The following is a 14,517-nucleotide window of genomic DNA, read 5'->3' as shown; positions in this document are numbered from 1 at the left end:
TGATAATCACTCGCATATAAGCGGAAGCATGACAGCGAGCCCCCCGGCGTCTCCCGCCGCGCGCGGCCCGGATGCGCCAGAAAAGGATCGACCCGATGAGGACCACCCTGCACCAGCTGATGGCGAGCTCCGCCATGGCGGCGGCGCTTGCCGCGGCGGCGCCGGCCTTCGCCCAGACGGCGGCCGTGCCGATCCCGCAGGTCGATGTCCCGGCCGAGGCGGGCGAGGCGGCCAGCAACAGCATCGGCCGCGAGCGCTTGACCACCGAGGGCGCCAACCGCATCGGCGACGTGCTGCGCACCATGCCCGGCGTCTTCACCCGCGAGAACGCGCAGCAGCCGGGCGTGGCCGTGAATATCCGCGGCTTCGAGGGCCAGGGCCGCGTCACCACCATGATCGACGGCGTGCGGCAGAATTTCCGCTTCACCGGGCATGAGGCCGGCGGCTTCACCTATGTCGACCCGAACCTGCTGGCCGGCATCGAGGTGATGCGCGGCGCGGTGGTCGGCACCGGCGGCGGGGGCCTGGCGGGCAGCGTCAACCTGCGGACGCTGGATGTCGACGACGTGCTGCTGCCGGGCCGCCAGGTCGGCGTGCTGTCGCGCCTCGGCTGGGGCAGCAACGGCGTCGACTTCCAGGAGATGATCGCGGGCGCGGCCAAGGTCGGCCCGGTCGGCATCGTCGGCGCCATCAGCAGCCGGTCGTCGCGCAACTACCATGACGGCAGCGACGCCTCGGTCTCCGGCACCGGGCAGGACCTGATGTCGGGGCTGGTGAAGGGCCGCGTCGACCTCGGCGGCGGGCACAGCCTCGGCCTCGGCTTCGTCGCCTACGACAACGACTTCTTCGCCAATTCCTATCGCCAGACCATCAACAACAAGACGATGACGGCGAACTACCGCTACAGCGCCGGCAACCCGCTGGTCGACCTGCGGGTCAACGGTTCCTACAACGACCTGACGATGAAATACACCGGCGGCACCGGCAGCGCCGTCGGCCGCGTCATCGAGGACCAGGGCGCCGGCTTCGACGTCTCCAACACCTCGCGCTTCAGCCTCGGCCCGATCAACGTGGTCAGCACCAACGGCGTCGAGTATTTCCACGACGACGTCAGCTCGACCAATGGCGGCGTCAACCCGGGCAGCGGCAGCGCGAGCCAGTGGGGCGTCTTCAGCAACACCACCTTCAGCCACGGCATCTTCGAGCTGACGCCGGGCCTGCGCTACAACCACTATTCGCTGGAAGGCTCGGGCTATACCAGCACCCGCTTCGGCGCCTATGACGTCGATATCTCCAAGGGCTCGGTCGATCCGCGCATCACGCTCGCGGCCAATGTCACCCCCTGGCTGCAGCCCTATGTCACCTGGTCGCGCAGCATGCGCGCGCCGACCTTGCAGGAGACCATGCTGGGCGGCAGCCATCCGGGCAGCACCTCGGCCAGCTACATCCCCAACCCTAACCTGAGCCCGGAGACGCAGCAGGGCTGGGAATTCGGCGTCAACATCCAGAAGCGCGGCCTGCTGCGCGAGACCGACACGCTGCGCGCGCGTGCCGCCTATTTCGTCATGGATGTCGACGACTATATCGCCGCCCGCTACGTGACGGCGCAGCGCGTCTTCCAGAACACCAATATCGAGGGCACCACCAAGCAGCGCGGCTTCGAGGCGGAGGTCAGCTACGACGCCCGCATCGTCTTCGGCAGCCTGGGCTACACCCATATCGACAGCGACCTGCCGAGCCAGATGCCCGGCATCGGCGCCAGCCAGTACCTGCCGGACGACGTGGTCTCGGCCAGCCTCGGCGCCCGCTTCCTCGACGAGCGGCTGACCGTCGGCGCCCGCTACGACTATGTCTCGGGCGGCCTGGTCTCGGGCTTCAACAGCAGCTTCACCGGCCCTGCCGTCACCGATCGCCAGGACGGCTACCACCTGGTCGGCCTCTTCGCCTCGGCCAAGGTGACGGAGAATGTCGAGCTCAACGCCCGGGTCAGCAACCTGCTGGACGAGAAATACGTGCCCTTCCTCAGCACCACCGGCAACGGCCAGGGCCGCACCTTCTACCTGGGCACCCAGCTGCGCTTCTGACCGCCGGGCCTCACGCCGGCGCGAGCCGGCCAACCGGGCAGGGGGCTGCGCCGTTGCAGGCGGAAAGGAGTTCCGCCATGCAGCAGCCCAGCACCCCCTTCCTCGAGACCGCCGCCGAGGCGCTCACCAGCCGTGGCTTCCTGACCGACGAGCATGAGGTGGTGACCCGCCGCGGTGAGCTCGCCGCGTCGCCGGACCAGCTGGAGCAGGCGCTGCAGCAGGCCGGCCATGCGACGCGGCTGGCCGGCATCACGCTGGAGCATCCGGCGCTCGGCCGGGTCGGCGCCTTGTGGAACCGCGACGTCTTCGACAGCGAGGCCGCTGCGCGCGACGCCATCCGCAACTGGCTGGACGTCAATTTCGACCAGACCTGACCGCCCGGGCCGGGCTCAGGGCCGATGAAGGCCGCCTGGCTGGAGATCGGCCGAACAATCCGAGGCGCCAGGAATGGGACCGGCGGGGCGCCTAGGGTCCGCCGGTTTCGTTGTTCTTCTTCTTCCCCTGATCGTAATGCCACTTGATCGAGAAGAACATGCCCAGGCCCAGCACGATGATCTTGAAGGGGAAGAATACTAACGGGAACCAGTCATACATGGTGCGTATTTCCAGGCTGCGACGCCATTGATCGTCGGCAGCCTAGATCAGGGCCGCCACCCCAGCAGCTGGACCTTTTGTCGCACCGTCGTCGTGCGGTGCGGCTGGCGCCCTTTCGCCCCGGCCGCTGCCCTCTGCTGGATCGGCCAGGCCCGGGCCTAGTGTCGCGCGGCCTCGGTCGATGCCGCCCGGCCGATGACCGCGACCGGCGCCGTGACGATGGCGGCGGGGCCGGGCCGGTGCTGCGCCAGCAGCGGCGTCGCCGCCGGCGACAGCATCGGCACCGGCCGGTGGCCTGCCTCGGCCGGCGCCAGCGGCATCACCCGCTCGCGCGGCAGCCGCAGCTCACAGATCAGCCCCTCGCGCTGCCAGCGCCGGGTCACCGAGCCGCCCAGCTGCAGCGTCACCGTGGTCTGGATCAGCCGCGAGCCCAGCCCCTGCTGGCGCGGCGGCTCGGCCAGGCCCGGGCCACCGCTTTCCGACCAGAGCAGCAGGAAATCACCGCCCTCCGACCGCCAGCGCAGCGTCACCCGGCCGTCAGGATGCGCCAGGCTGCCATGCCGCGTCGCATTGGTGGCCAGCTCATGCAGCACCATGGCCAGTGGCTGCACCGCGCTGGCCAGCACCGGGGTCGCCGCGCCCTGCAGCGCGATGCGCCCGGCATCCGCCGGTCCGGCCTTTTCCGAGGCCAGCTCCTGCTCGGCCAGGCGGCGGAACTCGGTGTCGCGCCATTCGCCGCTGGCCAGCAGGTCATGCGCCCGGCCCAGCGCCGCGACGCGGGCCAGCACCGAGCGGGCGAAGGCCTCCGGATCCGACTTGCGCGCCAGCCGGACGATCGACTGCACCACGGCCAGCACGTTCTTGGCGCGGTGGTCGACCTCGCGGGCGACCAGCATGCGCTCCTCCTCGGCGCGGCGGCGGTCGTCGATATCCTCCAGCACGCCGGTCCATTCGACCACCGGGCCGGCCGGGCCGCTGGCCTCGGCGCGGATCGGCACGCCGCGGGCGCGGCACCAGTGCCAGCCGCCGCCGGCGGTGCGGGCGCGGAATTCGAGGGCCAGCGGCTGGCCGGCGCGGAAGGCGCCGGTCCAGGCGGCGGCCACCGCCGCGCGGTCATCGGGGTGCAGCATGTCCAGCCAGCCATGCCGCGCCGCCGCCTCGGCGGTCTGGCCGGTCAGCCGGGTCCAGCCCTCGGCGGTGGTGATGCGGCCGCGCGCATCGGCGCGCCACAGCGCCAGCGCCCCGGCCTCGGCCAGCGCCCGGTGGCGGCGCTCGCTGGCGGCCAGGGCGTCGGTCGCCTGCTGCGCCACCGCCTCGCGCCGCTCGATCATCGCCAGCGCCTCGGAGGTCTCGCGCCGCACCCGGCGTTCCCAGAAGGAGAAGGCGGCGAGCGTGCCCAGGCCGACCAGCAGCGTCACCAGCAGCACCGCGAGCAGGAAGCCGGCATCCATGGCGTCCCCCCTCAGGCCGGCCGGGCCAGCAGGCGGCCGGCAAGCCCGGCGATGCGGCGGCCATGCCGCAGCAGCCCGATGGCGGTGGCCAGGCTGGCGACCAGGGTGACGGTGCAGGCCGCGGCATCCAGCCAATAGGCCCAGCCGCCGACGAACAGGGTCAGCACCTTGGTCAGGTGCGAGGTGCCGCAGGCCAGGATGAAGATGACGAACATCACCAGCACCGAGCGGAAGGGCAGCAGCGCCGCCTGGCGCAGCAGCCGCCAGAGGCAGAGCGGGATGGCGAAATAGGCGAGCGCCACGCCAAGATTGGTGACCACCGCGACGGCGAGCAGCGCCGGATCCTGTAGCAGGCAGACCGCATGCGGCGGCAGCGACCCCCATTGCGTCCCGAAATACTGCGCCAGCCCGTAGGCGGCATCGGCGACACGATCCAGCATGGCCGCGCTTCCCGTCCCCTGGCCGGCGGCAACCCCGCGCCGAGCCCGGGCAGCAGGCTAGGCCGCATCCCTGTCGCAGCGGTTAGCGACGGCGCGGCCGCGGGCGCACAGCGGCGTGCTTGACGGCACTGTGAAGGAAGGGGGGAAGCCCGCATTCGCCCTCAGCCCCCCGGCGCGCCCGGTGGTGGCAGATCCCCTTGGCGCAGCAGATCCATCCGGTAGCGCTCGGCGCGCGACTGCCAGACCACCGTCAGCGCGGGGGCGGTCGCGGCGATGAAGGCCTCGGCCGCCGCGTCGCCGGACAGCGGATAGTCGGTGGTGCCGGTCCAATGCACCATCAGCACCTCGCCGCCCGGCTTCACGGCGCGGCGGCAGTGCGCGGCGACCTGGGCCAGGTCGTCGGCATCCCAGTAATAGATGACCTCGGACAGCAGGATCAGGTCGAAGCGGCCGGCCGGCCATTGCCGCGGCACCTCGCGCCGCTCGAAGACCAGGCCGGGCGCCTCGCCGCAATGGCGCCGGGCGGTGGCCAGCGCCCGGTTGGCGCTGTCGATCGCCAGCAGCCGGTCGCAGCGCGGCGCCAGCATCCTGGTCAGCACGCCGATCGAGCAGCCGATCTCCAGCGCGCTGGCATAGCGGGGCCGCGGCAGGGCGGCCAGCGTCGCCGCGTATTTCTCCGCCTCGTAGGGGCTCGAGCGGAAGTCCCAGGGGTCAGGGTCGCCGGCATAGAGCGCCTCGAAATAGGCGGCCGGCAGGGAGGGGACGGAGGTGGTCAAGCGCGGGCTCCTGATGCGTTGCGATGCAAACGCCCAGCCGCCCCCGCCGTCCACTCAAGCCCCGGGGAGGCGCCGGGTTTTCCGTTCAACAGAAGGACAGGAGGCCCGGCCGCCGGGTCAGGCCGCCTCGATGCCGAAGGGGTCGTCGACCGAATGGCACGGCTGCGTGAACCAGCGCGGGCCGTCGGCGGTCATATAGGCGATGTCCTCCAGCCGGACGCCGAACTCGCCATAGATGCAGAGCATCGGCTCGATCGAGAAGCACATCCCCTCCAGCAGCGGCTGGCGGTTGCCGCGGACGATGAAGGCCTCCTCATGCACGTCGAGGCCGATGCCGTGCCCGGTGCGGTGCGGCAGGCCGGGCACCTTGTAGCCGGGGCCGAAGCCGTGCTGCTCGATCACCCCCCGCGCCGCGGCATCGACCGCCTCGCAGGGCGCGCCGAGCCGGGCGGCGGCGAAGCCGGCGAGCTCCGCCTCGCGCTCGATGTTCCAGATCTGCCGCTGCCGGTCGGAGGGGGTGCCGAAGACATAGGTGCGGGTGATGTCGGAGCGATAGCCCTGCACCCAGGTGCCCATGTCGATCAGCACCATGTCGCCCTCCGCCAGCGTCTGCGGATAGGGCACGCCATGCGGATAGGCGGTGGCCTCGCCGAACTGCACCGCGCCGGAGGTGGCCGCCATGCCCAGCCGCCGATGCGCCTGCTCCAGGAACGCCTTGGTCTCGGTCGTGGTGACGCCGACCTGCAGGGCGCGCGCCGCCGCCTTATGGACGGTGAAGGTGATGTCCATCGCCCGCTGCATCAACGCGATCTCGGCCGCCGACTTCACCTGCCGGCAGGCGGCGGCGATGCCGCGGGCGCTGGTGAAGGTGTAGCGGTTGCCGGCGCGCTGCAGCCCGTCGGCGATGAAGAAGGGCGTCGCCGGGTCGAGGGCGATGCTGCCGCTCTCCATCCCCATGCTGCGCAGCGTCTCCACCACCAGCTCGGTCGGCTCCTCATGCTCCTCCCAGCAGCGGACATCGCTGCCGAAGCGCATCAGCTCCCGCGTCTTCGGCTCCTCGAAGGCGGGGCTGAGATAGACCAGCTCGCCCTCGGCCGGGATGATGGCGCCGTGCAGCCGCTCGGACAGCTTCAGCTCGATGCCGGTGAAGTAATGCAGGCTGGTCGAGGTATCGAGATAGAGCGCCGCCAGCCCCTGCGCGCGCAAAAGCGCCTGCGCCTTCTCGATGCGGGCCTGGAATTCCGCGACGGCGATGGGCACGATGCCATCCGTCATCGGTTTGAGCTTCTCCAGCTCCTCGGCAAAGCTCGAGCCACCGACGCCCAGCGTCATGATGTCGTTTCCTCTCAGGCGGGCGTCAGGCGCCCTGGTAGCGGCGCTGCAGCAGCAGCGTCGAGGCGGCGGTCAGGCTCAGCGTCGTCAGCATCAGGATGAAGGCGATGGCGGCGGCGAAGGGCCAGTTGTTGTTCACGGCATATTCCCGGTAAAGCATCGGCGCCATCATCTGGAAGCGCGCGCCGCCCAGCAGGAAGGGCGTGGCATAGGCGTTCATCGCCAGGATGAAGACCAGGATGCCGCCCGTGGCCAGCCCCGGCAGCGCCAGCGGCAGCACCACATGCCAGAAGCGCCGGCCGGGCGTCGCGCCCAGGCTGTCGGCGGCTTCCTCCAGCCGGGCGTCGATGCTCTCGATCACCCCCTGCAAGGTCAGGATCATATAGGGCAGGTTGATCGACAGGATGCCGATGGCGACGGCGAAGGAGGTGTAGAGCAGCGTCACGCCACCGCCCGGCACCACCAGCCCTGACATGCTGTCGACCAGCCCGCCGCGCCCGAGCAGCCCGATCCAGCCGAGCGCGCGCACCGTGCTGCCGATGAACAGCGGCAGGATCACCAGCAGCACCGCGGTCGACTTCCAGCGGCTCTGCATCCGGGCGATGCCATAGGCGATGGGGAAGCCGATGACGAGGCACAGCGCCGTGGTCACCAGCGCGATAGACAGCGTCGTCCACAGCACGCCGGCATAGAAGGGGTCGGCGACGAACCGCAGGTAGTTCTCCGCGGTGAAGGCCTCCTTCATGAAGGTCATGCGGTCGTATTGGTTCAGGCTGTAGCGCGCCAGCAGCGCCAGCGGCGCCACCAGCGACAGCAGCACGATGGCGGTCGCCGGCCCGACCAGCAGGCCGGCGGTCAGGCCTTCGCCGCTCCGCCGCCGGGACGGCTGGCGCGCCATGCTCAGCGCCCTGGTCACCGACGGTCCAGCAGGCGGCGCCACCAGTCGTTCATGTCGTCGCGCGTCGCCGCCAGCCGCTCGTAATTCGCCGGGATCAGCTTGGGCGCCGGCTCGGGCAAAGCGAGACGCTGGGCGGTTTCGCCCTCCAGCGGCGCGTTGGTGACGGTGGGGAGATAGCCCATGGAGGCGGCGAAGCCGCGCTGCGCCGCCGGCTCCAGCGCGGCGTTCAGATAGGCGAAGGCGGCCGCCTTGTTCGGCGCGTTCTTCAGCACGCCCATGCTGGAGACATAGGTCAGGCACCCCTCGGTCGGGAAGGCGGAGCGCAGCGCCAGCCCGCCCTTCTGCCAGAACAGCACGCGGGCATGCCAGACCAGGCCGACATCGATCTCGCCCGACTTGATGGCGGGGGCGAAGGCCTCGGTCGAGGTATAGGCATGGGCGCCGGACTTCACCAGCCGCTCCAGCTCCGGCTTCACCGCGTCGATGGCGCCGACATCGCCCTTGTATTTCAGCGCCGCCGCCATGGCGACCCAGATGTAGCTGTTGTCGAGGATGCCGACCTTGCCGCGGAACTTGTCCGACTCGAGGTCGGAATAGGTGGTCGGCGGCGTGGTCACCCGCTCGGGGTTGTAGGCGATGACCTGCGGGCTGAAGATATGCGGGATCGACTGCGCCGATGTCAGGCTGGGCAGCACGTATTTCAGGTTGGGCACCTTGCTTTCGTCCAGCGGCTCCAGCATGCCGGCGGCTTCCAGGTCATAGGCGGCCGGCGCCTGCAGGCAGATCACATCGACATTGCCGCGCGGCAGCCGGCGCTGGGCGATCGACTTGGCGATACGGGCCGGCTCGGTGCCGGCATCCTGCACGCATTCGATGCCCTTTGGCGCCAGCAGCGGCGTCTCGATATTCGCCGTCAGCAGATTGCCGTAATCGCCGCCCCAGGTACTGACGACGCAGCGGCCGCCGGCCTGGGCGCGGGCGATGGCCGGCATGAAGGGCAGGGTGGCGGCGCCGGCGCCGAGGCGCAGCAGGCTGCGGCGGGGGAGGCTGTCCATGGTGGGCTACTCCTCGACGGGGTTCAGACGGAGGCCAGAGCCGGCGCCGGGCCGGCGGCGGCCAAAGCGCGGTCGGACGCATCGAAGATGCGCTCGCTGCCGGCATCCCAGCTCAGCCCGGCGCGGCTGCCGGGGGCAAGGCGCGCGGCGCCGGCCAGGCCGGTGGTCGGCTGGTGCAGGATCAGCGACCCGCCGCCGGGCAGCGCCAGCAGATACTCGACATGGGCGCCGACATAGGTGGCGTCCTCGACGGCGAGCGTCATCCGCGCCGGCGTCGGGTCGCCCGGCGGCAGCAGGCGGATGCGCTCCGGCCGCAGGGCCAGGGTGGCGTCGCCGGCCAAGTTGTAACGCTGCGCCAGCTGCGCCTCGACCCCCTCGCCGAGCCGCAGCCGGCAGCCATCGCGCAGCGTGCCGCGCAGCAGGTTGCTGTGGCCGATGAAGCGGGCGACGAAAGGGTTTTCCGGCGCCTCGTAGAGCGCCTCCTGCGGCCCGACCTGCTGCACGCGGCCGCGATCCATCACCACCAGCCGGTCGGCCATGGCCATGGCCTCGTCCTGGTCATGGGTGACCATCAGCGCGGTCAGCCCCGCGGCGCGCTGCAGCCGGCGGATCTCGCGCGCCACCTCCTGCCGCAGATTGGCGTCGAGGTTGGACAGCGGCTCGTCCAGCAGCAGCAGCTTCGGCCGGATGGCGAGCGCGCGGGCCAGCGCCACGCGCTGCTGCTGCCCGCCCGACAGCTGCTTCGGATAGCGGTCCGCCATCTTTTCCAGCTTCACCAGCGCCAGGACCTCCTCCAGGCGCGAAGCGATCTGCGCCGCCGGCATCTTCCGCATGCGCAGCCCGAAAGAGATATTCTGGGCGACGGTCATATGCGGGAACAGCGCATAGGACTGGAACACCATGCCCATCTCGCGCTGATAGGGCGGCAGGCCGGCATAGTCGCGGCCCTCCAGCAGGATGCGGCCGGCGCTGGCCTCGACGAAGCCGGCGATCAGCCGCAAGGTCGTGGTCTTGCCGCAGCCGGAGGGGCCGAGCAGCACCACCATCTCGCCGGCCGCCACCTCCAGCGAGACCTCGTCGACGGCGGCCATGCTGCCGTAATGCTTCGACAGGGCCTCGATCTTCAGATAGGGCGGGCGCGTCGACATGCGGGTCACACCACCTTGCTCAGCCGGACATAGCGATCGAGCAGCACCAGCAGCAGCGCAATCACCGCCGTCTGCACCATCACCACCGCGGCGACCAGCGGGTCGGCGCGGTATTCCAGGTATTGCAGCACGGCGATCGGCAGGGTGATGACGCCGGGGCTGATCAGGAACAGCGTCAGCTCGATATTCTCGAAGGAGATGATGAAGGCGAAAAGCCCGGCGGCGACGATGCCCTGCCGCATCATCGGCAGCGTGACCTTCCACAAGACCTGGCGCGGCGAGGCGCCGAGATTGGCCGCCGCCTCCTCGATGGCGCGGTCGAGCTGCATCAGGTTGGCCACGCACAACCGCACCACCCAGGGGATGGTGATCAGCAGATGCGCCAGCACCAGCATGGCATCCGAGCCGATCATCGGCACCTCGCTGCGGATCTCGACCTCGACCATCAGCACATAGAGCGCCAGGCCGATGACGACGCCCGGCACGGTTAGCGGCGACAGCAGCAGCACGTTCAGCACGCCGCGCCCGGGGAAGCGGTGGCGGACGAGGGCGATGCTGGCCGGGATGCCGATGGCCAGGCTGCCGATGGTCGCCATGGCCGCGATGCGCAGGCTGGTGCCCAGCGCCTGGCCGAATTTCGGGAATTCTCCCAATCGCGCATACCAGGACAGGCTGTGACCGTCGGGCGGGAAGGCGAGGACGCTGTCGGCGATGGTGCTGATATAGCCGGTCATCAGCAGCGGCAGCAGCATCAGCACCAGGCCGACACCGCCGACGAGCAGCATCGCCGCCTTCAGCGGGCTGCGCGCGCGGCGCGGCGCCGGCACGGCGGAAGGCTCGGATGGAATGGCCAGAAGCGTGCCCGCGCCGGTCAAATCGCCTTCTCCTTGCTCGGCGCAGAGGAAACCGGAAGGCGGGGCACCAAGTCAATCGTATAAAATCGCCATTATAGGATAAACGGCCCGGGGCGGCCGCGGTTCCGCTTTGCCCCTTCCCTGGGGCGCGGCGCGGTGCCAGACTTCGCCATCCCTGCGGCGACCCGCGAAGGAGGACGTAGCATGCGCGCTTCCCGTATTCCTGGCTTGGCGCCGCGCTGATGGAAGGCGTCGCGACCCCCGTGCCGCCGGGCAACCACAGCTTCGCCTGCATCGACGGGCATACCTGCGGCAACCCGGTCCGGCTGGTGACCGGCGGCGCCCCCTTTCTGAAGGGCGCGACCATGAGCGAGAAGCGGCAGGACTTCCTGCAGCACCATGACTGGATCCGCCGCTCGCTGATGTTCGAGCCGCGCGGCCATTCGGTGATGTCGGGCTCGATCCTCTACCCGCCAACCAGCGAGGACGGCGACGTTTCTGTCCTGTTCATCGAGGTCTCGGGCTGCCTGCCGATGTGTGGGCACGGCACCATCGGCACCGTGACCATGGCGCTGGAGAACGGCCTGGCGCGTCCGGCGAAGGAGGGCGTGCTGAAGCTCGACGTCCCCGCCGGCCGCGTCGTCGCGACCTATGAGCGCAATGGCGAGCACATCGACAGCGTGCGCATCCGCAATATTGCTTCCTACCTGGCGCTGCCCGAGGTCGAGGTCGAGCTGCCGGGGATGGGGATGCTGCGCGTCGACATTTCCTATGGCGGCAATTTCTACGCGATCGTCGAGCCGCAGCCGGGCTTCGCCGGCCTCGAAAGCCTCTCGGCCGATGACGTGCTGCGCTACAGCCCCGAGCTGCGCCGGCGGCTGAACGCCATCATCGAGGTCGCCCACCCGGACGATGCCACCATCCGCGGCGTCAGCCACATCATGTGGACCGGCGCGCCGCGCGACAAGCGGGCGCATGCGCGCAACGCCGTCTTCTACGGCGACCGCGCCATCGACCGCTCGCCCTGCGGCACCGGCACCTCGGCGCGCATGGCGCAGCTTTCCGCGCGAGGGAAGCTGGCGGTGGGCGACGAGTTCATCCATGAGAGCATCATCAGCACGATGTTCGACGGCCGCGTCGAGGATGCCTCGCGCGTCGGCAACCATGACGCCATCATCCCGAGCGTGGCCGGCTGGGCCCGCACGCATGGGCTGAACACCATCTTCGTGCGCGAGCGCGACCCGCTGCGCGCCGGCTTCCTGGTCTGACGCGGATGGCCAGCCCTCCCCCGATCGGCGTCGTCGGCGCCGGCGTCATCGGCGTCGCCTGCGCCCGCGCGCTGCAGCGGGCCGGGCATCGCGTGCTGCTGGTGGATCCGGCGCCGCCGGGCAGCCTCTGCTCCTTCGGCAATGCCGGGCATATCGCCATCGACCATATCCGCCCGCTGGCGCGGCCGGAGGTGCTGCGCGCCGTGCCCGCCATGCTGGTGAAGCCGCTGGGGCCGCTGACGCTGCGCTGGATGGGCCTGCCCGCGATGCTGCCCTGGCTGCGCCATTTCGCCGCCGCCAGCATGCCCGGCCGGGTCGAGGCCGGGACCACGGCGCTGGCCGGGCTGCTGGCCACGGCGCGGGCGGATTGGGAGACCGAGCTCGGCCTGTCCGGCCTGGCCTCGATCATGCGCCAGCAGGGCGCGCTGAACGTCTTCGAGACCGAGGCGGGCAAGGCCGCAGCCCTGGCCGAGACGCCGACGCTGGCGCGCTTCGGCATCCGCACGCGCGACCTGGCGCCGGAGGACGTGCTGTCGCTTCTCCCCGGCCTGAAAAAGAAGCCGGCGGGCGGGCGGATCTTCACCGATGCCGCCCATGTGCTGAACCCCTATCGCCTGGTGCGGGCGCTCGCCGAAAAATTCGTCGTCGAAGGCGGCGGGCTGCTGGCCCAGCCGGTCACCGGCTTCAAGCGGGACGGCGGACGCATCACGGCGCTGACCCTGCCGCAGGGCGAGCAGCCGGTCAGCGCCCTGGTCCTGGCCACCGGCGTCGCCACCACGGGTCTCGCCAAGCAGCTGGGCGTGAACCTGCCGGTGACGGCGGAGCGCGGCTATCATGTGATGCTCTCGCCCGGCGGGCCGGACTTTGCGCTCCCCACCACCTTCAACGAGCGCGGCTTCGTCGCCACGCCGATGGAGATGGGCACCCGGCTGGCCGGCACGGTGGAATTCGGCGCCGCCGGCCGCCCGCCGAACTGGCGCCGGGCCGAGGTCCTCGCCAGCCATCTGAAGGAGCTCTACGGCGCCGCCCCCGGCATCGCCGAGCGCTGGAGCGGCGACCGCCCGACCCTGCCCGACTATCTGCCCGCGCTGGGCCGGCTGCCGGGGCTGGAGAATGCCGTGGTCGCCGCCGGGCACCAGCATCTGGGCCTGACCCTGGCGGCGACCAGCGCGCGGCTGGTCGCCAGCTTCTTCGGCACCGCGGCCGAGCCGGCGCTAGCGGCCTTCAGCCCCGGCCGCTTCTGACCGGCGCGGCCGCGCCAGGCCGATGACCAGGAAGGAGGCGCCGAAGCACAGCCCGGCGAAGGCCACCCCCGCCGCCGGGCCGAAGCGCGCCGAGAGCCCCCCGGCGATCAGCGCGCCGAAGGGCCGCACGCCGTAATTGGCCAGCTGCAGCGTGGCGCCGACGCGGCCCAGCAGCGCCTGCGGCACCAGCGCCTGGCGGATCGACAGCTGGCAGACCAGCCAGAGCATCGGCCCGAAGCCCACCAGGAACTGCGCCAGCATGGCCAGCACCAGCCCGGCGGTGCCGGAGGGCGCCGCCAGCAGCAGCGCCGGGGCCAGCGCCGACAGCGCCGGCCCCTGCAGCAGCACCGGTCCATTGCCGAAGCGCGCCAGGGCCCATGGCGCCAGCGCCGCGCCGGCCAGCAGCCCGGCGCCCAGCCCGGCCTGGGCCAGGCCGATGCGCCCCGCCTCCAGCCCGAGCGGGCCCAGGGCGAAGGGCACGAAGGCGGTCAGCAACGCGAAGAACCCCATGTTCCAGAACAGCGCGCAGAGCCCGATGGCGCGCAGCAGCGGATGCCGGATCAGAAAACCGGCGCCGTCGCGCAGCAGGGCCAGCGGGTGGCCGCCGGTCGCGGCCGGCCGGGGCGTCGCCGGCAGAAGCAGCGCGCAGCCCAGCGCCAGCAGCGCCCCCGCCAGGCCCAGCGCATAGGCCAGCGGCAGGGCGCCGCGGGCGGCCAGCGACCCCACGGCCACGGGGGCGGCCAGGGTGACCAGGGCGCGGGCCAGCTCCAGCCGGGCATTGGCGCGCGGCCGGGCTGTGGGGCCGACCAGCGCCGGCACCACGGCGGTGGCCGCCAGCACGAACAGCGCCGTGCCCATGGCGCCGAGGAAGCTGCCCAACCCGAGCAGCCAGACGGCGCCGGACTGCAGCCCGGCCAGCGCCAGGGCCAGCCCGGCCGCGGCCTTGGCGCAGGCCAGGGCCAGCACGCGGCGGCGCGGCCAGCGATCGACCAGCAGCCCGGCCGGCAGCGACCAGAGCAGCCAGGCCAGCGCCTGCAGCGCCAGCATGCTGCCCAATTGCCCGGCATCGCCGCCGAGCCCGAGCACGACGGCCAGCGGCAGGGCGGCAATGGCCACCTGGTCGGCTGCATGCAGCCCGGCGGCGGCGCCGAGCAAGGGCGGGAAGGGGGAGCGGGGCATCGGCGCGGTCTCCAGGAAGGACAGGCCCAGCCCATGCCCTGGCGACGGCCCGGCTGGCGCTCCGCTTCTTGCGGCCATTGCCGAAAAAGCCGCCGCGCCCCAAATCCGAATTCGCGCGCAAGCGGCGGAGCGCGCGGCGGGCGGCGGCCCGGCAGGTTGGCGGCATCGGGCGCCGGCATGCCGCCACGCCCCCG

The 14,517-nt window shown here is 71.4% G+C and carries 14 protein-coding genes; 4 read left to right on the top strand and 10 right to left on the bottom strand.

Annotated features, from left to right (window positions below; translation table 11 throughout):
• Window positions 1–95: 95 nt before the first annotated feature.
• A complete protein-coding gene (locus GVN67_RS06890; RefSeq protein WP_159994146.1) occupies window positions 96–2,084 on the top strand; it encodes a TonB-dependent receptor domain-containing protein in 1,989 nt (662 codons plus the stop codon).
• Window positions 2,085–2,161: 77 nt separating this feature from the next.
• The gene (locus tag GVN67_RS06885) at window positions 2,162–2,458 is read left to right on the top strand and encodes a hypothetical protein (protein ID WP_159994144.1); all 297 of its coding nucleotides are present in this window, start codon (window positions 2,162–2,164) and stop codon (window positions 2,456–2,458) included.
• Window positions 2,459–2,549: 91 nt separating this feature from the next.
• Here the strand turns inward: GVN67_RS06885 and GVN67_RS30325 are convergent, their stop codons facing one another.
• The 9 genes from GVN67_RS30325 to GVN67_RS06845 form a co-directional block, all read right to left on the bottom strand.
• Window positions 2,550–2,678: a hypothetical protein gene (locus tag GVN67_RS30325; protein WP_255430375.1), complete on the bottom strand. Its 129-nt coding sequence runs from the start codon at window positions 2,676–2,678 to the stop codon at window positions 2,550–2,552.
• Between the two features lie 158 nt (window positions 2,679–2,836).
• The gene (locus GVN67_RS06880) at window positions 2,837–4,129 is read right to left on the bottom strand and encodes an HWE histidine kinase domain-containing protein (RefSeq protein ID WP_159994142.1); all 1,293 of its coding nucleotides are present in this window, start codon (window positions 4,127–4,129) and stop codon (window positions 2,837–2,839) included.
• Between the two features lie 11 nt (window positions 4,130–4,140).
• Entirely contained in the window at window positions 4,141–4,569 is a 429-nt protein-coding gene (locus tag GVN67_RS06875; RefSeq protein WP_159994140.1) for a hypothetical protein, read from the bottom strand.
• Window positions 4,570–4,730: 161 nt separating this feature from the next.
• Entirely contained in the window at window positions 4,731–5,345 is a 615-nt protein-coding gene (locus GVN67_RS06870; protein WP_159994138.1) for a class I SAM-dependent methyltransferase, read from the bottom strand.
• A gap of 117 nt (window positions 5,346–5,462) precedes the next feature.
• Window positions 5,463–6,677, bottom strand: a complete 1,215-nt coding sequence (locus GVN67_RS06865; protein ID WP_159994136.1) for a Xaa-Pro peptidase family protein — start codon at window positions 6,675–6,677, stop codon at window positions 5,463–5,465.
• A gap of 25 nt (window positions 6,678–6,702) precedes the next feature.
• Window positions 6,703–7,593 carry an ABC transporter permease gene (locus tag GVN67_RS06860; protein WP_235035042.1) on the bottom strand — a complete coding sequence of 297 codons (891 nt, stop codon included), beginning with the start codon at window positions 7,591–7,593 and terminating at the stop codon, window positions 6,703–6,705.
• On the bottom strand, window positions 7,590–8,630 hold the full coding sequence (locus tag GVN67_RS06855; RefSeq protein ID WP_159994134.1) for a PotD/PotF family extracellular solute-binding protein: 1,041 nt from the start codon (window positions 8,628–8,630) through the stop codon (window positions 7,590–7,592). The genes GVN67_RS06860 and GVN67_RS06855 overlap by 4 nt, the downstream gene beginning before the upstream one ends.
• 23 nt (window positions 8,631–8,653) lie before the next feature.
• Complete coding sequence (locus GVN67_RS06850) at window positions 8,654–9,778, bottom strand: ABC transporter ATP-binding protein (RefSeq protein WP_159994132.1); 1,125 nt, start codon at window positions 9,776–9,778, stop codon at window positions 8,654–8,656.
• A 5-nt stretch (window positions 9,779–9,783) separates the two neighbouring features.
• Window positions 9,784–10,653, bottom strand: a complete 870-nt coding sequence (locus GVN67_RS06845) for an ABC transporter permease (RefSeq protein WP_159994130.1) — start codon at window positions 10,651–10,653, stop codon at window positions 9,784–9,786.
• Window positions 10,654–10,874: 221 nt separating this feature from the next.
• Between GVN67_RS06845 and GVN67_RS06840 the strand changes: the two genes are divergently transcribed.
• Together GVN67_RS06840 and GVN67_RS06835 are read left to right on the top strand one after the other, a co-directional pair.
• The gene (locus tag GVN67_RS06840) at window positions 10,875–11,900 is read left to right on the top strand and encodes a 4-hydroxyproline epimerase (protein WP_159994128.1); all 1,026 of its coding nucleotides are present in this window, start codon (window positions 10,875–10,877) and stop codon (window positions 11,898–11,900) included.
• Window positions 11,901–11,905: 5 nt separating this feature from the next.
• The gene (locus GVN67_RS06835; protein ID WP_159994126.1) at window positions 11,906–13,144 is read left to right on the top strand and encodes an FAD-binding oxidoreductase; all 1,239 of its coding nucleotides are present in this window, start codon (window positions 11,906–11,908) and stop codon (window positions 13,142–13,144) included.
• On the opposite strand, the gene GVN67_RS06830 is transcribed toward GVN67_RS06835, so the two are convergent.
• A complete protein-coding gene (locus GVN67_RS06830) occupies window positions 13,115–14,323 on the bottom strand; it encodes an MFS transporter (RefSeq protein ID WP_159994124.1) in 1,209 nt (402 codons plus the stop codon). The two genes, GVN67_RS06835 and GVN67_RS06830, sit on opposite strands and share 30 nt — an antisense overlap.
• Window positions 14,324–14,517 lie beyond the last annotated feature (194 nt).

Origin of the sequence: Roseomonas sp. 18066, from assembly GCF_902706185.1 — a bacterium.
Lineage (GTDB): Bacteria > Pseudomonadota > Alphaproteobacteria > Acetobacterales > Acetobacteraceae > Pseudoroseomonas.
The sequence above is the reverse complement of the archived record's forward strand: the minus strand, read 5'-3'. Positions and strand labels throughout refer to the sequence as shown.